The 19,312-nt window shown below is 65.4% G+C and carries 15 protein-coding genes; 7 read left to right on the forward strand and 8 right to left on the reverse strand.

The annotated features are described in order from the left end of the window. Positions 1 to 41 precede the first annotated feature (41 nt). Positions 42 to 572, reverse strand: a complete 531-nt coding sequence (locus LK540_RS23165) for a hypothetical protein (protein WP_229439762.1) — start codon at positions 570 to 572, stop codon at positions 42 to 44. A 232-nt stretch (positions 573 to 804) separates the two neighbouring features. On the opposite strand from LK540_RS23165, the gene LK540_RS23170 reads away from it, so the two are divergent. Continuing rightward, entirely contained in the window at positions 805 to 2,874 is a 2,070-nt protein-coding gene (locus LK540_RS23170) for a tetratricopeptide repeat-containing diguanylate cyclase (RefSeq protein ID WP_229439763.1), read from the forward strand. A gap of 188 nt (positions 2,875 to 3,062) precedes the next feature. On the opposite strand, the gene LK540_RS23175 is transcribed toward LK540_RS23170, so the two are convergent. The 6 genes from LK540_RS23175 to LK540_RS23200 form a co-directional block, all read right to left on the reverse strand. Further along, a complete protein-coding gene (locus LK540_RS23175) occupies positions 3,063 to 3,419 on the reverse strand; it encodes a hypothetical protein (protein ID WP_229439764.1) in 357 nt (118 codons plus the stop codon). Between the two features lie 68 nt (positions 3,420 to 3,487). After that, positions 3,488 to 4,267 carry a hypothetical protein gene (locus tag LK540_RS23180; RefSeq protein ID WP_229439765.1) on the reverse strand — a complete coding sequence of 260 codons (780 nt, stop codon included), beginning with the start codon at positions 4,265 to 4,267 and terminating at the stop codon, positions 3,488 to 3,490. Positions 4,268 to 4,341: 74 nt separating this feature from the next. Then, complete coding sequence (locus LK540_RS23185; protein ID WP_229439766.1) at positions 4,342 to 7,965, reverse strand: tubulin-like doman-containing protein; 3,624 nt, start codon at positions 7,963 to 7,965, stop codon at positions 4,342 to 4,344. A gap of 13 nt (positions 7,966 to 7,978) precedes the next feature. Beyond that, positions 7,979 to 8,434: a hypothetical protein gene (locus LK540_RS23190; protein ID WP_229439767.1), complete on the reverse strand. Its 456-nt coding sequence runs from the start codon at positions 8,432 to 8,434 to the stop codon at positions 7,979 to 7,981. 21 nt (positions 8,435 to 8,455) lie between these two features. Next, positions 8,456 to 9,940, reverse strand: a complete 1,485-nt coding sequence (locus LK540_RS23195; RefSeq protein WP_229439768.1) for a hypothetical protein — start codon at positions 9,938 to 9,940, stop codon at positions 8,456 to 8,458. Beyond that, positions 9,937 to 11,430: a hypothetical protein gene (locus LK540_RS23200; protein ID WP_229439769.1), complete on the reverse strand. Its 1,494-nt coding sequence runs from the start codon at positions 11,428 to 11,430 to the stop codon at positions 9,937 to 9,939. Before LK540_RS23200 ends, LK540_RS23195 begins: the two co-directional genes overlap by 4 nt. Positions 11,431 to 11,634: 204 nt before the next feature. Between LK540_RS23200 and LK540_RS23205 the strand changes: the two genes are divergently transcribed. The 5 genes from LK540_RS23205 to LK540_RS23225 all read left to right on the forward strand — a co-directional run bounded on the left by LK540_RS23205 (position 11,635) and on the right by LK540_RS23225 (position 16,748). Then, the gene (locus LK540_RS23205; protein WP_229439770.1) at positions 11,635 to 12,723 is read left to right on the forward strand and encodes a hypothetical protein; all 1,089 of its coding nucleotides are present in this window, start codon (positions 11,635 to 11,637) and stop codon (positions 12,721 to 12,723) included. A 24-nt stretch (positions 12,724 to 12,747) separates the two neighbouring features. Next, positions 12,748 to 13,938 carry an ATP-binding protein gene (locus LK540_RS23210; RefSeq protein ID WP_229439771.1) on the forward strand — a complete coding sequence of 397 codons (1,191 nt, stop codon included), beginning with the start codon at positions 12,748 to 12,750 and terminating at the stop codon, positions 13,936 to 13,938. Between the two features lie 35 nt (positions 13,939 to 13,973). After that, complete coding sequence (locus tag LK540_RS23215; protein WP_229439772.1) at positions 13,974 to 14,813, forward strand: phytanoyl-CoA dioxygenase family protein; 840 nt, start codon at positions 13,974 to 13,976, stop codon at positions 14,811 to 14,813. A 154-nt stretch (positions 14,814 to 14,967) separates the two neighbouring features. Then, positions 14,968 to 16,254, forward strand: coding sequence for a type II toxin-antitoxin system HipA family toxin (locus LK540_RS23220; protein WP_229439773.1), 1,287 nt, complete (start codon positions 14,968 to 14,970; stop codon positions 16,252 to 16,254). Further along, a complete protein-coding gene (locus LK540_RS23225; protein ID WP_229439774.1) occupies positions 16,251 to 16,748 on the forward strand; it encodes a helix-turn-helix domain-containing protein in 498 nt (165 codons plus the stop codon). The genes LK540_RS23220 and LK540_RS23225 overlap by 4 nt, the downstream gene beginning before the upstream one ends. 15 nt (positions 16,749 to 16,763) lie before the next feature. On the opposite strand, the gene LK540_RS23230 is transcribed toward LK540_RS23225, so the two are convergent. Next, positions 16,764 to 18,017, reverse strand: a complete 1,254-nt coding sequence (locus LK540_RS23230) for a Gfo/Idh/MocA family protein (RefSeq protein WP_229439775.1) — start codon at positions 18,015 to 18,017, stop codon at positions 16,764 to 16,766. Between the two features lie 210 nt (positions 18,018 to 18,227). Here LK540_RS23230 and LK540_RS23235 point away from each other — a divergent pair, with 210 nt between their 5' ends. Continuing rightward, positions 18,228 to 19,055, forward strand: a complete 828-nt coding sequence (locus LK540_RS23235; protein ID WP_229439776.1) for an alpha/beta fold hydrolase — start codon at positions 18,228 to 18,230, stop codon at positions 19,053 to 19,055. Positions 19,056 to 19,312 lie beyond the last annotated feature (257 nt).

A 19,312-nucleotide genomic window follows, 5' to 3' on the forward strand; every position in this document is an offset into this window, starting at 1 on the left:
GCGGCGCGACCGCTTGCAGGCCAACGACTAGCGCAGGCCGGTCAGTCCTGGGACGCGACGGGCCGCCTCTTTGCGCCGATTGCCTTGCTCAGCTCTTCCAGGCTGCGCTTATCGCAGGATGCATCTGTGCAAACGTGAATCAATAACAAACCGTTGGCCACCGGCCAGTCGAGCACTGTTCCCTCATTAAGTGGAAACAGGACCGCCAAGTCACAGCTGCCATCCGACTTCAGGCGCACGTCCGCCCGGTCCCAGATGCGGCCTTTCCATTCATGGCTGCTCTGGAAATGGATCAGCTCTACCGTGTCGGCAAGACCGTCCAGGCATCCCCAGGGTTCCCGGATCGTCAGCGTCCAGTCCACCACGGGAGCGCTGCGCAGCGTCCAGTAGCGTTCGAAACCGCCTTCCCGATCGTGTACGCGGTGGATTTCGGACGTTCCTTGCGCGATGCACCACGCTCCCGCCTTTATGTCGCAGTGCCTCGGTGGGGCCGCCATCACGCCCTGCCCCGGAATGGCCAGCAGGCCGCTCCACAGCAGCAACGCGCACAAATTTGCCTTGAATACGTTCAATCGGTTTCCTCTTGTCTCTGCTTCAGCGCCTGTGGCGCTGTCATCGGTTGCGCTGCAAAAGCGATTTTTTGTTTCCATGCTGCACTGCGAAATATGCTGCCGCCAACATTAATGTTTTGGCGTCGCATTTTTACGATATCGGAATAAAAAAACGATATTTCCCCTTTGCAACACGATTATAATGGTCGATGGCGCCTGTATTGATAGGCGCGACGACCAGATCGAGGAAGCTATGCCGGCAGTTTGGGAGACGAAAAAGCCATCGAAGCGCTTGCGCGCGCTGCTCGCATCGCTATTGCTGACGTCTTCCTTCGCTTTCGCCGAGGCCCCGGCGCCGCTCGGGACGCGCCTGGCCGAGATCCGCGAAATCAACCGCTTCATCCCCGAACGCGCCCTGCCGATGCTGCTCGAGATCGAGGGCGAAGCACGCGCTGGCTCGGTGGCCGACAAGTCCGACATGCTGGCCGAGCTGTGCGTGGCCTACCAGAAGGTGGGACGCAACGACCAGGCGCTGGCGACCTGCGATGAACTCATCGCATTCGGCCGCCGCGAAAAGAATGACGCCGCCATCGCCAAGGGCCTGGTACGCAAGGGCTACATCAAGTACGCGCAAAGCGAACTCGCCCTCTCGCACGAACTGATCTGGGAAGCCGAACGCCACGCGCTGGCCACCGACGACGTCGAAGTGCGCGTGCGCGTGGGCGTGTCGGCGGCCGAGGCCTTTGCCGAGGACGGCAACTTCCCGCGCGCGCTGGAAAAGATGCAGGCCGTGCTGGCCTATACACGCCAGCATGGCGGGCCGGTGCACATGGTGATCGTGCTGAATGCACAGACCCGCCTGTACGTGCAGATGCGCGAATACGACAAGGCGTCCGAGTCGCTGGCGGAAGCCTATGTGGCGGCCGAGAAGATCAATTCGCCGGGCCGCATGGCCACCCTGAAGGGCACCGAATACGGCCTGGCGATGGACACCGGCCAGATGCAGCGCGCGCTGAAGGCGCAGCTGGCGGCGCTGTCGCTCGAGCGCAGCATCGGCGCGCAGTCGATGGTGGCGCGCTCGCTGGTGAACCTGTCCGACTACTACCTGAAGCTGCACGACTACCGCAATGCGCTGGCCTACGGCACGCAGGCGCTGGACGCGGCGCTCGCCATCCGCGACGAGACCGCGGGGGCCACCGCGCGCGTGAACATCGGCCAGGCCTACCTGGCCAGCGGCCGCATCGCCGAGGGCAAGCGCAGCTTCGAGGAAGGCCTGGCGATCTACGAGAAGAATGGCGACAAGCCGGAGCTGCAGACGGTGCTGGCCGAATACGGCAGCGCCCTCGACCGCGCCGGCGACTATCCCGGCGCCATCAAGGCCTACCACCGCGAGCGCACGCTGTCGAACGAGCTGTTCGAAAAGCGGCGCCAGAAGGCCATGCTCGAGCTGCAGGAAAAATACGACGCCGACAAGCGCCAGCGCCAGATCGAACTGCTGGAGCGCGAGAACCAGGTGAAGTCGGCCGAGATCGACAACCGCCGCCTGCAGCAGCGCATCTGGGGCTTGCTGATCGTGGTGTTCGCGCTGGTGATGGTGATCGTCGGCCTGTTGTACCGCAAGGTGCGCCATGCGAACGCCCAGCTGCACGAGAAGAACCAGGAACTCAAGCAGCAGAGCGTGCGCGACCCGCTGACGGGCCTGTACAACCGCCGCCACTTCCAGGACTTCATGCGCACCCACCAGCAGCTGGAAAAGCGCGGCGTCGGCACGTCCGGCGACGAGCTGGTGAGCGCGCTGTTCCTGATGGACGTCGACCACTTCAAGCACATCAACGATACCTGGGGCCACGGCGCCGGCGACGCGGTGCTGATCAAGATTGCCGCCAGCCTGCGCGAAATCCTGCGCGAGACCGACATGATCGTGCGCTGGGGCGGCGAGGAATTCCTCGCCTTTTTGCCGGCGATCCCGCGCAGCGGCCTGGACGAGGTGGCGCGCCGCCTGCTGGCTGGCATTGCCGAGACCCGCATCGAGTACGGCGGCGAGACCTTGAGCGCCCAGGTGTCGATCGGCTTCGCGCCCTACCCGCTGGCCCCGGCCGGCCAGCCGCTGCCGTGGGAACGCGCGGTGAACCTGGTCGACATGGCGCTGTACATGGCCAAGGGCCACGGACGCAACCGCGCGTATGGGCTGCGCGGCTTCAGCGGCCTGGCGCAGACCTCGATGGAAGAGATCGAGCAGAATCTGGAGCAGGCCTGGCGCGCGGGGTATGTGGAGATGTCGATCGTGACGGCGGGGTGGCAGGATTTGCGCGCGAGCGCGTAGCCGCCGCGCGGGGGTTTCGGGGTTTCGGGGTTCGTAGGGTGGGCACCTGTGCCCACGCGGTCTCACCGGGTGATTTGACGCGGCATCAAACAACACCGGGATGACCGAACGCCGGCGATGCTCCGCCCGGCATTTCGACATGGACGTGCCGTACCGCGTGGACACGGGTGTCCACCCTACAAACCCGGTTACTTCGCGGATTCTTGCATTTTTTCGCCGGCGCGCTCGACCTTTTCGCCGACCACCGTGCCGGCTTTCTGCAACCCGCGCCCGGCTTCATCGGTCGCATCCTTGATCTTCTCGCGCGCCTCTTCGGTGCGCTCGGCCAAACGGTCGCGTGCTTCGTCGGCGCGTTCGGCCACGCGCTTGGCCGCCTCGTCGGCCTTTTCCAGCGGCGCCCGCAGTTCGCGCGCCACCTTGTCGCCGGCCTCGTCGATGGCCTTGCCGGCCTTTTGCGCAGGGCCTGCCTCGTCGCCATCGCGCGGCGAGCAGCCGGCTGCAATCGCCAGCACCAGCAGCGCGCCCAGTTTGGTCATGGTGTTCATGATGCCTCCTCGTGTTCGCGTTTTGGCCAGCATACACCTTGCCCGCATTCCGTGGCTCACGGATGAGCTCATCGGCCCGCCCCGTCGGCACGCGGATGCTCGGGGCTGCGTTCCTCGATCCTCTCACGCAGCGCCCGCGCATTGTCGTCGTCGCCCCAGCGCTTGGTGAAGGCCCGCAAACGCTGGCGCGCCTTGTCGAACGAGGATGCCGCCAGTGCCGACTCGACCGCCGTCTTCGCATCGCGCCAGGCCTTGTCGCGCTGGCGCTTGCGGGTGCAGTCGGCGGCGGCGTCGTTCAGCACCTGCTGCACGTGCTGCAGCTGTTCTGGCGTGGCGCGGGTCTTGCGCAGTGCGATCAGTTCGCCCTGGGCTTCGCGCGGCTTGCAGGACGTGGCCAGGCCGATCGCCTTGTCCATCTGCGCCTCGATGCGGCGCTTGCCGGGATTGGCCACCAGCCAGACCACCCACAGCACGGCCAGGCCCAGCAGCCACCAGCGCAGGCGCACGGGCTTGCGCTGCGGCGGCTGGGAGGCGGATGCGCGCACACCCGGCGCCGGCTTGGCGCGTGGCGGAACCGGCGGCGTTGGCGCGGCGCGCGGCGTGGATGCCGGCGTGGGCGTGGATGCAGGCGCTGGCTTTGGCGGCGGCACAGGCGCCGGGGCGGGACTGGCCGCCGGCCCGTCCTCCGCACGTGGCAGGACAACGCTGGCGGCAGCAGCGGCAGGCACAGCATTCTGCGCCGGTTTCTCAAGACGCACGCCCTGCGCAGCCGGCGCGGCATGCGCCGCCACGTTCCCGCGCTCGATACCCTCCTGCTGCGCCGTGCCGCAGTAGGGGCAAAAGTTCACCCGGCGCGGCCAGCTGCGGCCGCACGAGGACTGAATACAGCGATAAACCGATGCTTCTGCCACAGGCGCCCTTTCTACTGCGGGTCCGGAATGCCATCGTCCGGATCGGGAATGGCGTCCGACTGCGAAGCATTAAGCCCGGGAATGTCGGCCACGGTCTGCCACTTGCCGAAACGGGTGTCCTGCGCCATGTTCCAGGCGCGCGTGGCCAGGTCGACCTCGCCGCGCGCCAGCTGCTGCGCAATCTCCTCGACCGCGAACGGCCCGCGCTGGGCGCCGCCCACGAACAGCTTGTAGCGTGGACCGGTGGCCATTGCCGGCACCGGCGCCGGTGCGGCCACGTGCGTGCGCCGCTCGGCCACCTGCGCCGCGCGCGCATCGCTGGCCAGGAACTCGGCCTTGATCACGCGCTTGTCGATTGGCCGCTCGACTTCCCAGTTGTAGGCGTCGGACGCCGAATCCGGTACCGCTTCCGTCCACTCGGGCAGCGTCGCCAGGGCGGCGTCGACGGCGGCGCTCGTCAGCGATGGATCGAGCGCATTCGCGCGCCGGAACCAGGCGTCGTACAGGCGCCTGGCCGTGATGTTCGGCAGCGAGGGCGACGGCAACTGGGCCCCGGTCTCGTCGACTTCCAGGCGCGGCTCGTACACGCGCAGCTGGTAGTGGCGCATCAGCGCGGCCAGCAGCACCAGCTGGTGCGGCCCGCTTGATGCCAGGCGATTGCGCACGGCGGCGATCACCTGCTCGCGGTAATACGCCGGCAAGCCGTTCGAGCGGATCGCGAACTCGTTCCCAATCTGCAGCCACTCGCCGGAACCCGGCTCGACCTCGAACAGGTATTGGCCGCGCGGCTGGAAGCTGGCCTCGCGGTCGCCCAGGTCGGCTTTCCTGCGGATGACGCCGAGCGCGATCGCCTGCAGGAACCACTCGTAATCGTCGGCCAGGCGGTTCAGTTCGTCCATCGACGGCGAAATCGGATGGCGGAAGCGCGTCGAATCGAAGTGCAGATGGGTCGGGATCTTCGGGTTCTCGATCTGGTACGAGGCGCGCCAGGTCGGCAGGCCGCGCAGCACCGTCATCGGGATGCCGGACAGTTCGATGTAGCACACCGCGCGCCCGGGCACGCCCGTGTTCACGATCGACACCAGGTCGCCATGGAAGAAGCCGGTCGGCACGGCGGCGCGGATTTCAAGCTCCATGCGGCGCCAGGCGCCCACATCACCTACTCCGATAAAACACTTGAATTGGTCCGAATTCGGAGTGAACTCAGCCGAGAAGCGGGCATTCACCCAGGGCATGGCACTGCGTATCCATTCGGCGAAGACGCGCTGGCGTTCCTGTGGCGTCATCGCGTTCAGGCGGTCCAGCAGCGGGTCGCTCGGCTCGGCGCCGAGATCGGAACTCGACAACTGCGTCTGCGCGCGGCGGAACAGTTTCAGCAGCAGGTCCGATCGCATGCGCTCGTCGCCTAGCTGCGGGAACAGCTTGCCCGAGCCGCCGAATTCGAGCAGCACTTCTTCGCTCCATGCACTGACATCGCCCGTGAGCCGCACCGGCGCCGGCTGCACGTCGCCGGCCAGCTTGATGTAGGTGGCATGCTCGTGGCGCGCATCGCTGCGCAGCTGGGCGATGCGGTTATCGACCGCGTGCAAGATCTCCTGCACGTGGCGCCGCCCTTCCTGGAACTCGCCGGCGATGCCGCTCCACTGCGCGTTGCCCTGCTCGTCGGTGGTTTGCGGGTCGCCCAGCCAGGCCGACATGTTGCGCATCACCTCGATAGCCTGGCCGGCCGACACCGCCAGCAAGTGGAAGCGCAGGTAATCGGCGATGTCGCGCTTCAGGTGGGCCATGACTTCGCGCGCCTGGGCATCCTTGCCGAACAGGCGGCCGGCGGCCTGGCCCAGGTTGTTCAGGGATTCTTCGACCTGGCGCGTGCGCAGGGCATCGCGGATGTCGCGGTAGCGCCGGCCATTCTTTTCCGCGTTGATCAGATCGCGCTGCAGCAGGCGCGCCTTCACCTGCTCCAGCAGCGACAGCACGAATTCCAGCCCGCCCTGCTTGCGGTCGTCGAGCAGCGCATACAGGCGTTCGCGCACGCGCGTCTTCAGGCGGCCGGTGAGTTCACCGGTGTGGCGCTTGATGCGGTCTTCGCTGGTCTCGGCGGTGGCGCCGGCTTCGCGGATGGCGTCGCGTTCCAGTTGCGGCAGCAGCTCGGCCACCTTTTCGCGCCACAGCTTGATGTCGTAGCCGGCCATGATGCGGTCGATCTCGAGCTGCACCTTGCTCTCCACACGTTCCAGCAGCGAGCGGCCATCCTTGTCCATCAATAGCTGCTCGGTGAGCGCGTATTCCTGGAACGGGGTAACGTCGACCGTCCCTTTCTTGAAGTCCGGGAATTCGCTGAAGGGACGCTCGCGCATCTCCATCTGCTCGCGCATGAAGCTGTCGCGCTCCGCGTCGCCAGCGCGGCGAGCCAGTGCACCGTCGCGCCCGACCAGGCCGAAGAACTCCTTCACCATCAGCGCCGCCAGCTCGTAGGCGCGGATGTCTTCGCGCAGGCTTTGCTGGGTGTCGAGCACCGACTGGCCGAAGGCCGAATACACTTTTGAATACGACAGGCGCATGTCGCCGAAGCGCGCTTCCGGCACGCGCGGATTGTAGGGACCGAGCTTGTGCTGCTGCTGGTTGACGGCCACCGAGCGCTTGCGGTTGGCAAAGTCGGCCGATGCGAAGTCCTCGAACAGGGTGTCGGCCACCATCTGGTAGACATCCTTCACGTCCTGGGTCGCCTTGTTGGCCAGGTTGGCGGTGTCCACAAAATACACGTCGTCGAACGGCGCGCCCTTGCCCTGGATGCTGTCCGGGTCCATCCACGACACGCGCGCATTCATGTCGCGCATGGTCGTTTCCAGCTCCATCATGGTGGCGTAGGCATTCGCCTCGGTGCGCTCCTTGTTCGCTTTGGCGAAACCCGAGGGCATGAACATCACCAGGTCGACCTGGCTATCGGACACCTCCTGGCGCGCGATGGCTTTCGCCATCCAGCCCAGGTCGATGGCGCTGCCGGCGCCGGTGCCGCCGGCGTTCGAGCCGATCACGACGATGCGGAATTTGGATGTATCGACCTGCAGGCCGAGGCGCTGGTAATTCTCCTTGCGCTCGATGCCAGCATTACTGCTCAAGAAATTCAGCGCGCCCTTGATGCGGCCGCGCAGCTTGGGGTACTTGTCGAAGAGGTAGAGGCGCGCCACCGAACGGATCTGGCCCGCCCCTTTCGACGGATCGATGCCGAGCGAACGCAGCTTCTTTGGACGCAGCGGCATCCAGCTTTCGATCAGCGGAAAGCGCGCCAGGCTGTCGTCGGACTCGTGATACTGAGGGAGATCGAGCGGCTCGACCAGGCGTTCTTCGTCAGTCAGGCGCACCAGTTCGTACCAGGGGTCGGTACGCTGCGATTTGCCCTCGTCGATGATGGCGTTGTTGTCGAGGTCGAAGTGCAGGAAGCGCGCGACCGGGAAATCGGCGATCGACTCGACGCGCGTCGGATGCTTGTTCCAGACCGCCGACAGGATGCGGCGGCGGATGCGCATCATGACTTCCATGCCGGTGCCGCCGGCGCCGATGAACAGGGTCGGACGCAAATCGACCTTGAGTTCGGCCTTGCGATGCATGCTTGCTGCGGTGGGGATCTCTGCCATGTGTCTGTCCATTTCAGCGGCGGCCGATGAAGAGCGCGGCAACCAGCGCCACCGCGCCCACCACGACCAGCGGCGCGGTTACGCCCCAGGTGAGATAGCGGCTGGCGTTGATGATGGCCAGCACAGCAGCGGCAGAAAGAAATGCCAGGCCGACGAACAGCAGCCAGCCGGCGCTGCCCGCCGTCGACGGCGCCACGCGGCGCACCACCATGTGATGCACGTAGGCGTTGCGCACAAAGAAGTACACGACCAGCAGCACCACGAATACGGCAGCGCCAATCGACAGGTCGCGCGTGGAGGTGTCGGTGACGGCGGGCGGCAAGGGGCCGGGCACGACCTCCACCGGGCCGCCCGCCGTCTCGGGCGTGGTCTGGGGCAGCGCCGCATCGGGCGCGTTTTTCTCCTCGGGCAGCTTGAAGCCGGGATCGGCCTGGCCGCCGGGCGGGGTGGTGGACGGAGTCGCTTGCATGGTGGTTTCCTTTTTTTGGGCTTAACGGCCCAGGCGCACCTGCGCACCTTCGCGCAGGTCCGTCAGCTGGTGGCCGAACAGGGTTGTCTTCAGGCGCGCGACTTCATTGCCCGCCTTGTCGTAAATCGGTTGGTCGGCGCCGGCGCGCGCATGCATGGTGCGCAGCTCGTCCTCGACGGTAACGTAGGCGCGTTGCGGCCGCATCCAGGCGTAAGCCGCGGCGCCGGCAAGCGCCAGCAGGGCCAGCAAGCCGCCGCCCACCGCCAGCAGCGGCGCCATCCCGTAATGCACGCGCACCTCGATCGGCAGCACGGCGGTGGACGCCTGCACCTGGGCCGGCGGCGTGAAGATGTCGGGCAGCGGGTCGCCCGGGAACAGCGCCGCCATCCGTTCGCGGAAGGCGCCGGACAAATTCAGCTTCTGGTCCGCCAGGTGCACTTCGATGGTGCCGGGCAGGACGTAGGCCGAGCCGGCCGATTTGATGGCATCCATCGACCACTGGCTGGGCAGCTGGGCCACCGGCAGCTGCAGGGTCGAGGCCAGCGGCTGCGGCTTGCCGGGCACGAGGGCGTTCACGCGCGCACTGCCCAGCGTGACGGGCTTGTCCTCGCCGCCCAGCTTCGAGCGTGCGCTCAGGCTGGCGCTGGCGATGGTGTAGGGGTACATCGTGTTCTCGATGTTCCAACCGATCTTTGCCGACGGCGACGTCGCGCCGGAGGCAACGTCGGCGCGCAGCACGCCGCCCGGTCCCATCGAGAAGGACACGCCCGGCGCATCTTCCACCTTGCGCGGCACCAGTCGCACGGTGTTGCGGTCCAGCGGCTTCAGGCGCGCAGGCGGCTCGGTGATGATCCTGGCGATGCTGCCGCTGGCCAGCAAGCGTTCCAGCGCCTGGGCGCCGGTGGGGCCAATCGCAAAGGCGTACACCATCAACCCGTTCGCGCGGTAATGCTCGCCCTGCACCTGCATCCGCAGCGGAAAGGCCAGCGCGGTGCGGATCGCGCCGCCGCGGTGGATGAGTTCATAGAACTCGCGATTGCGCTGGGCCGTGGCCTGGTCGTTGTTCGGGCTGTTGCGGTTGTTCGTGACCAGCCAGACAATGCCGTCCTTGCCACCCAGCGCCTGGGTCATGGCCGCGCTCACGGCTTCGCCGAGGTCGGTATCGGCCAGGGCGCCGCCGGGTTTGCGCGCGGTGTCCAGGCCAGCAAGTGCTTTCGTCACTTGCGCACGCGTGCCCTCGCCTACCTTGGCGGACATCAGCGCTTTCGGCGACGGCGCACCGGGCAGCGACTGGTTGAAGGCTGCCAGCACCAGCGCATCGCCCGGCTGCGCCACCGCCAGCGCCAGTTCCGTCACCAGCGGCTTGAAGCGCGATTGCGGGTCGGCGTAGAAGGGCTCCATCCAGCCCGAGTTCTGGACCAGGAAGACCTGCGGTGTGGCAAAGGCCGGCAGCGCGCCGCAGAGCAGCGCAAGCAGGACCAGCACGCGAAGCAACAGGCCGCTCACGACAGCTCTTCCAGGCGCCAGCCGCGCATCGTGTTCCAGTCGGGATGGTGCAGCCACAGCGCGCCGTCGTACACGAAGGGCAGGCATTCGAGCGGACGCGTGAGGCGCGCGACTTCGTCGAGGATCACGTTGCGTTTGCCGATCCACTCGACCGTGGTGCGGGCGATGGTGCGCGCAGCCGTGCCCGTTCCCAGTGCCTCTTCGGCGCGGCCGGTGTACTTGTGGAAGCGCAGCACCAGGCCGCTCGGCTGGCTGCGGTTGTTGTTGAAGCTGCGCAGCAGGGGCAGGACCAGGGTGTCATCCTCGTGCACGTCTTCCACGTGTTCGGCCGACCAGGGCTCGTCCAGCACGGCGTGGCCACGGCGGAACAGCAGGTTGGCAAAGCCGAGGCGTGCGCCATCGATGGCTTCGAGTTGCGGTTGTTCCGCGCCGAGTTCGAGGAAAGAATAGGCCTGGCCGTCGTGCCCGATCTGCCACAGGCGGCCGTCGCGGCTTTGCGTGGGGCCGCCGAATTCCAGCCTGGGCGACCAGCCACCGGGCCACGGCATCCAGCGCGGCATCTCGCCCGGCCGCCACACCAGCTGCCCGCCCTCGTGCAGCCAGAACAGGCGGTTGTCGTAGCCGATCGGGCGCATCCAGCCGTTTGTGGGCGCATCGTCGCAGGGCAGGATGTCGCCGTTCGCCACATCGCAATCGGTGGCCAGCAGTTGCAGCCGGCCGTCGGCGACGAAGGGGCAGCCGACGTGGCGGCGCATCGCGCCCGGCGCACCGGCCAGCGCGCCGGCGAACAGCGGTTCGAGGCGGTAGCTGTCGTTGATCGGATTGATCCACAGGCGCGCCAGGCCAGCGTCCGTCGGCACCACGCCGACTTCGCCGCGCGCCGGGTTCAGGGCCGGCCGCCAGCCGTACTGGCCGGCGCCGAAACGCAGTTCGCTGGCCGTGTTCTCGGCGGCCATCACGTGCCATAACTGAGCCAATGGGTCCCAGTATTGCAGCACGCCGCGCGCCGGGGCGATGGCCAGCAGGCGCTGTTCGGGAAAGCCCCAGGTGGCCGCCGCAAACACGCAGTGCGCATTCGGCGGCACCGGCATTGACAACTCGGCGCGGCCGATCGCGGGCGCCGCCGGCCGTTCTTCCAGGCTGTCGCCCAGTGCCAGCGAGGTGACCGGCAAGCCATGCGGCACGTGGCGCGGCAAGGCCTGGTCGCCGGATGCGCCCCACCAGTCGGGCTGGCGCAGCACGCGTCCACCCAATTTGTGCAGCGCCTGGCCGCAGGTCGGACAGAACGCAAATCCTTCGGGATAGATTGGCGCGCAGGCGCAGGACGCCGGCAGCGAGGCGCCGAGCAGATGGGCGAGATCGGGCAGCCGGCCGCGCGCATGCGCCTGCCAGTCGACGCGGCCCAGGCCCTCGGTGGCCTCGAGCGCGAACTGTCCGCTCTTCTCGTCCTCCAGCCAGATGCTGGACGGCGTTTCCCATCTGTATGTCATTGCGCTCCGCTGCCGAATGAAATATGCATGTGATTCAAGTATTGATTTCTGTCTAAATCATAACGCTGCCATAGCCGCGACGGCGCGCCATTCGGGCGGTAGCACGAGGCGGCACTTCAGGGATCAAAAGACGCGCTATTGAGGGGAACTTTGGGCCAGAACCGTATAATGGACGGCATCCGACATGCCCTCACGCCGTACGCCATGACTTCCCTGCCCGCTTCCGCCGACATCGCCTCGCCCGACCTGCCCGCGCACGCCATCGATGCCGCCACCGCGCACCTGCGCGACATCCTCGGCTTCGCCATCGAGCACGGCCCGGCGCAGCGCGCACTGGTGGTCTACGACGAACGCACCGGCCTGGCGCGCGCCCTGGTCGAGGCTTACCGGCGCAACCTGCCGGATGCGGACTTCATCGACTTCGACCGCACGGGCCACGACGAGGTGCTGGCCCGCTTCCGCGCGCTGTCGGCAAAGGACCTGGTGGTGCTGGTCCAGTCGACCAACTTCCGCCTCGAGGCCTTCCGCATCCGCGTGGAGCTGTTCAAGCTGGGCCTGAAGGTGATCGAGCACGTGCACCTGTCGCGCATGCCGGGGCCGCAGTCCGAGCACTACATCGAGGCGCTGGCCTACGAGCCGGCCTACTTCCGCGGCGTGGGCCGTGGCCTGAAGGCGAAGATCGACAAGGCGCCACTGGGCCGCGTGGTCGGCGGCGGCGAGGAGCTGGTGTTCGCATCAGGCTTCGAGCCGGCCAAGCTGAACATCGGCGACTACAGCGAGATGCACAACGTCGGCGGCCAGTTCCCGATCGGCGAAGTCTTCACCGAGGCCCTCGACCTGGAAGCGGTGAATGGCCGCGCGCAGATCCACGTGTTCGGCGATACCAATTACCGCTCGAACCGGCCCGAGACGCCGGTGACGATCATCGTGGAAAAGGGCCGCGTGGTCGGCACCGAGAACGCAACGCCGGCCTTCCAGCAGGTGCTCGACAACATCCGCATGGAGGAAGGCGAAGTCTGGGTGCGCGAACTCGGCTTCGGCATGAACCGCGCCTTTACGCGCGAGCGCCGCGTGGACGACATCGGCACCTACGAGCGCATGTGCGGCATCCATCTGTCGCTGGGCGCCAAGCACGGCGTGTATCCGAAGCCGGGCTTCAAGCGCAAGGATGCGAGGTACCACATCGACGTGTTCGTGGTCACCGATGCCGTGTATCTAGGCGACGAACGCGTGTATGCCGACGGCGCCTGGACCGTCGGCCCGCTGCGCGACGGTGTTAGAATCCCGGGCTAACACATTTACCCGCCGGGAAAGCGCATGGCAGTAGACCTTCGCAAGAGCGTGGACGAAATCCAGGCCATCGGCGCCGTGCCGAAGATCCTGGAAACCGTGGCCGCCATGACCGGCCTGGGCTTCGTCTGCATCGCCCACGTCACCGACGACGCCTGGATCACCTGCGCGGTGCTCGACAAGTTGGAATTCGGCCTGAAACCGGGCGACGAACTCGACGTCACGACCACGCTGTGCGAGGAAGTGCGCGATACCGGCAGTTCGGTCATCATCGACCACGTGGCCGAGAGCACGCAGTACGCCGGCCACCACACACCGCGCATCTACGGCTTCCAGAGCTACTTTTCGATTCCCGTGTTCCGCACCGACGGCCGCTATTTCGGCACCCTGTGCGGGCTCGACCCGAAACCGATCAAGCTGTCCGACCCGGTCACCGTCTCGACCCTGCACCTGTTTGCCGAACTGATCTCGAAGCAGCTCGACGCCGAGAACCGCCAGCAGGCCGCCCGCTCGGACCTGTCGTCCGAACGCGAGACCGCCGAACTGCGCGAGCAGTTCATCGCGGTGCTGGGCCACGACCTGCGCACCCCGCTCGGCTCGATCGCGCTGGGCGCCGACCTGCTGGCGCTGAAGGTGGCCGACCCGGCGCTGCTGCCCGTGGTCGAGCGCATCCGCCGCAGCGCGCGGCGCATGGCCTCGCTGGTCGACGACGTCATGGACTTCACGCGCGGACGCATGGGCAGCGGCATCCGCCTGAAGCTGCGCCGCCACGACAGCGTGCACCTGACGCTGGAACAGGTAATCGACGAAATGCGCGGCCTGCACCCGGAGCGCGTGATCGCCGCCTCCATCCCCGACCTGCTATGCCTGGATTGCGACCCCGAGCGCCTGGCCCAGCTGCTGTCGAACCTGCTGGCAAACGCGCTGGTACACGGTGACGCCGGGGCACCGGTGCACATCGACGCGCGCCACGAGGACGGCAAGTTCGTGCTGTCGGTGTCGAACGAAGGCCAGGACCTGCCGCCGGAAGTCATCGCCCAGCTGTTCAAGCCCTACTGGCGCGCCACCTCGCGCCCGGGCAGCGAAGGACTCGGCCTCGGCCTGTACATCGTTGACCAGATCGCGCGTGCGCACGGCGGCAAGATCGACGTTACCTCCAGCGCCGGCCGCACCGCCTTTACGTTCACGCTCGATAACGTGCGGCCAGTGTCGACTTGAATCCGCGCCTGCGCCCAACCAACCCTGTACCCACCATGCTGACACCCGAACAGCGCGCCGGCTTCGAGCGCGACGGCTTCATCATCCTTCCCAACTTCAAGTCCCTCGACGAGATCGCGGCATTGCGCCGGCGTGCGGAAGAAATCGTCGACGCCTTCGACCCCAGCGAATCGCGTGCGATCTTCACCACGCGCGACCAGGAACGCGCCAGCGACGCCTGGTTCCTCGGCTCGGACAACACGGTGCGCTGCTTCTTCGAAGAGGAAGCGTTTGGTCCGGACGGCCAGCTGCGCCAGGCCAAGGCGCTGTCGATCAACAAGATCGGCCACGCCATGCACGACCTCGACCCGGTGTTCGAGCGTTTTACGCGCGACCCGAAACTGGCCGCCGTGGCGCGTGACCTGGGCCTGACGCAGCCGCAGGTCTGGCAGTCCATGTACATCTTTAAACAACCTGGCATCGGCGGCGAAGTGCGCTGGCACCAGGATGCGACCTTCTTCGATTCCACCCCGATCAGCGTCACCACTTTCTGGTTCGCGCTGGAAGACGCCACCGTCGACAACGGCTGCCTGTGGGCTGAACCCGGCGGCCACCGCGGCCCGCTGCGCGAACGCTTCCTGCGCGACGGCGACCGCATCCACATGGAAAAGCTCGACAGCACGCCATGGCCGGACGACAGTACCGCCGTGCCGCTGGAAGCCAAGGCGGGAACGCTGGTCTGCTTCCACGGCCTGCTGCCGCACTACAGCGCGCCGAACCGCTCGCAGGTGTCGCGCCATGCGTTCACGCTGCATGCGACCGATGCGGCAACCGAATACTCGCCGCGCAACTGGATCCAGCGCGATGCCAGTTTCCCGGTGCGCGGGTTTGAGTGAGCCAGACACTCCATTCCCGGTACCTGTCTGCTTGCAGGAAAATCACGCGTTTCAACGATATTCAGCCCACATTTCGCGCACTTGCTATACTTCCAGTATCTTTTAATGCACTTCAATCTCATCCATCGGTTGATCAAGACGCGAAAGCCCTGATATGGATTGCCACATCGAGATTTTTCACGAAGGTCAATGGCTGGAAGCTGCAAAGGCCAGCTTCTCCGATGTGGTACGTAATGGCTTTCGCGCGAGCGACTGCGTGTTTGAATACGATCTCCACTATGCGTTCAGGGACACGCCACCGCCAGTGTCGCTGGCTTGCCCTGTAGATGCAGATCGTCATGTCCTGCAGGCGTGGCCCACCTTTTTGTACGACCTTGTCCCACAAGGCAATGGCCGGCGGTTTCTTCTCGACCGGCTTCAGCTTCCCGATGCACAAGCGTCCGACTTGCCATTATTGTGCGCCGGCGCGTTCAATCCCATAGGACGTCTGCGTGTCAGGGAAGCCGTGCAGTATTTCGACCAGCATGTCGAGCGTCACGGACTGGCGTCCGAAGGCTTTGAATTCGACGAATTGCTTGCACGTGCTCCGGAGTTTCATGAAGCCATGATGGTGCATGGAATGCTGGCGGCGGGCGGGACAGGTATCCAGGGCGTCGCACCAAAATACCTGCTCACCCAGGCGCACGACGGCAAATGGTATCCGGATGCTGCGCTTCCCGACGAGGAGGCGCATCGCCACTATATCGTCAAGCGTCCACGTGGCCCCTCGGAAGCAGACCGCAAAGTATTACGTAACGAAGCGCGCTACATGGAAGTCGCACAACGCTTCGGGATCCGTAGTTTCGCCCTTCCATTTCTGGAAGAAGACATGCTGTTCATACCGCGTTTCGACCGGCACGCGCAGGATGGGCAGGTACTGCGTTTTCATCAGGAGAGTACGGCGTCGATCGCTGGCTTGGGCGGCTTTGGCATCCAGGCAAACCAGTTCGATTTGCTCGCAGCGATTCGCCGGGTAGTCGATTCGCCGCTGGATGAGACCATCGAATTCATTCGGCGCGATGTGCTGAACCTGGCAATGCGCAATCCCGATAACCACGCCCGCAATACCGCTGTGCAGACAGTCGACGGTGCAACACGCCTTACGCCCCTGTTCGATTTCGCGCCCATGTATCTTGATCCTGAGGGTATTACGCGCGCTGCGCGCTGGTATCGGCTCGATACAGGAAAAGAATGCCAGTGCTGGACAGAGGTACTGGATCACCTGGCCTTGCCGGCACCGGAACGTGAGCAACTGGTCGATGCATTGATCGGCTTTGGCCAGCAATTGGCAACGTTAACGGACTGCATGCGTGAAGTGGGCGTCGATCAGGACATCGTCGATTTTGTTACGCCTGGCATCCAAAAGCAACGCATGCAACTTCTGGCATTGAGACAGGCATGAGCAAAAAAAAACCATTGGATAAGGAACAGGCTCGCGAACGGCGCAACCAATTACTGGAAACTGCCGCTGCAGCCAGGCTGTCGATCAATGAAGGCGTACGCGAAATGCGTGCGATTTCGGGCCTGACACAAGACGAGTTCGCACGCCACCGCGAAGTCAGTGCGCGGGTGATCAAGGCGATCGAGCTTGGACAGGCCAATCCAACGATTGCAACCTTGAACCAGATCGGGAAGTTCTTTGGACTCGAGGTCGGATTTGTTCCGGTCGCGAAAACGGCACCAGTGACAGAAAGCCCACGGAATGGCCTGATGTTACGTGAGGATTTCGAGAAAGCGATGGCAGAGGTACATCGTCAAATGGCGGAATCACTCGCAGCATTCCAAGAAGCAGCGCGCTCCTTGTCTGTACCAAACGCAGGAAGCAACGATGAAGCCCAGATCAACGACGCGGCTGGCTCGTCTTCCACCAAGAAACGCAAGCCGCGTTCGCCTTGAGACAAGCTCGCTACATCAAGCTTTTTCCTCCGGCTCCGGCCCGCGCGTCTTGCCCGGCGGCGGCGTCAGCTTCACCGCCCGCCCGCTCTTCGCCGACGCATAGATCGCCTCGATGATGCGCTGGTCCTGCAGCCCCTCTTCCCCTGGCGTGTGCGGCTGCTTGTCCTGCCGCACGCACTGGGCGAAGTGGTCGAGCTCCTTGGCGAACTGGTTCTCTTCCTCGACCTGGATTTCAGAAGTCTGCTCCTGGCCCTGCTCCTTGCCGCCTTCCACGCGCGAGATGCGCAGCCTGTTGCCGTTGTAGGCGTAGGCCGGATTCATCTCCGCAAACGCGGTCGAGCCGTTCAGGCGGAACATCTGCGACTTGTGCGAGGCGTAGCCGGTGGTGCAGCTGGCCACGAAGCCGCTCGGGAAGCGCAGCACGAACTGGCAGGATTCCTCGACTTCCTTGAAGCGCGCGTCCCCCGGCGTCGACCAGGTATGGCCGATCACTTCCACCGGCTCCTCTCCGCTCAGGAAGCGCGCCTCGTTGATGCAGTACAAGCCCACGTCGGGCAGCGCGCCGCCGCCGGCCAGGGCGCGCTTCAGGCGCCAGTGCTGGGGGTCGCCCATGTTCTGCGAATTGCACGACACGAACTCGCGCAGCTCGCCCAGCTTCTTCTCGCGGATCATCTTCACCAGGGTGCGCTCGACCGGCGCGTACTGGCGGCGGTAGGCGATCATCAGCTTGCGCTTGGCGCCCTTGCAGGCGTCGATCATGCTCTGGCATTCGGCCACGGTATTGGCCATCGGCTTTTCGCACAGCACGTGCTTGCCGGCGCGCGCGGCGCGGATCGTGTACTCGGCGTGCATGCTGTTCGGCAGCGCGATGTAGACGCCCTGCACTTCCGGCATGCCGGCCAGCTTGTCGTAGTCCTTGTAATCGAGCACCGCGCTTTCCGGGATGTTGTACTGGCGCGCGATCTTGAGTGCCTTGGCGCGGTCGCCGCTGACCAGCGCCACCGGTTTCGTGTGCTTGCTCTGCGCGAAAGCGGGCAGCACCTCGTTCACCGAAATGCGGCCCACGCCAACGATGGCGATACCGACCCGCTCATTCATCGGGTCGCCGGGCGGCTCGGTCTTCTCGGGCTTTTCGCTTTTCGTTTCGATCGGCGGGAAGGTGACGCGGTCCTTTTCGGCTGCGGCGGCCTGCATGGCTGGAGCGGACAGGGCGGCGAGCGTGCCCACGTAGCGCAGGAAGTCCCGGCGCGGCGCTTGGTCGTGCTTCATTGGGTGAATCCTTTCGGCAAGGTAGAGCTGACTGGAGAGTGATTTCCATGCTCGCATAGCCGTCCAAATGCCAGCGCTACATTGCCTGTACGCTAGAAATCGGGCGCCGGCTGGCGATTCATCGCGCCCGCTTGCCGTTCGTCGCAATCCGCATGACCACGCGCCGGCCGAGGTCGAGGATGAGGTTTCCACAACCCGCACGCCGATACCATGACGCTCTCCGCCACCCGCATCCCGCTCCTGTGCGCCGTTTTCTGCACGCTCGCCCTCGTCACCGCATCCGTACCGGCCGCCGTCGAACTGGCGCGTATCGACACCGTCGAAGGCCGCAAGCTCGAAACGCTCACCATCCGCAACCCCGCGGCAAAAGCGACTGTGGTCTTCGAAAACGGTTCGCGCGCCACCCTCGCCGGCTGGGACAAGGTGCTCGATGGCGTCAAGGACAGCGCCACCGTGTTCGCCTACAACCGCCCCGGCTACGCCAACAGCGAGGCGGTCGATGCCCCGCGCGATGGCGCCACCATCGTCGAGCAGCTGCGCAGCACCTTGCGGCGCAAGGGCCTGCAGCCGCCGTATGTGCTGGTCGGTCATTCGCTCGGCGGCCTGTACATGCAGCTGTTCGCGCGGCGCTATCCCGAGGAAGTGAAGGGGCTGGTGCTGGTCGATGCGCTGTATCCGCGCGTGATAAAGAAGTCGCAGGACTTCCCGCTGTACGCGCGCGCCGGCAAGTGGCTGTTCTTTTCGCGCACGGTGGCCGACGAGATCGACCATATCTGGGAAACCGGCGAAATGGTGGCCGCCCTGCCGCGCATCGACGACAAGCCGATCGTCCGCCTGGTCAACAAGCCGGTGTCGTCGACCGCGATCGCCGTCGATTTCGGCGCCTTCAATTTCGACGACGATACCCGTGCCTTCGTGAAGGCGCTGTATCCGAAGGCGAAGACCGTGGTGGCCGACGCCTCGCACCAGATGCAGGTAACGCATCCGGAGATCGTGGCCGCCGCCATCCGCGAGGTATTGGCGGCGCCGGATCGATAACGACAACAACCAGGGTCAGGTCTGACATTCGGACACGGGCTCAGCCTTGTTCCGAAACGCTGACTGCCTGTTGTGAAGTCCGCAGCTGCTTTCACCCCGCGCAGCGCTTGCTACAGCAGGGCTCGTGTCTGAATGTCAGACCTGAGATGATCCGGATATCCTGGACAGTTATTTAGGCACACGGTATGCAGCGTCGACGGCGGCAGGTGTTTGGTAGCCCAAGGTCTGATGTAACCGCCGCGTATTGTAGTACTTCT

The sequence above is a fragment of the Massilia sp. IC2-278 genome (genome assembly GCF_020708045.1).
GTDB lineage: Bacteria > Pseudomonadota > Gammaproteobacteria > Burkholderiales > Burkholderiaceae_D > Telluria.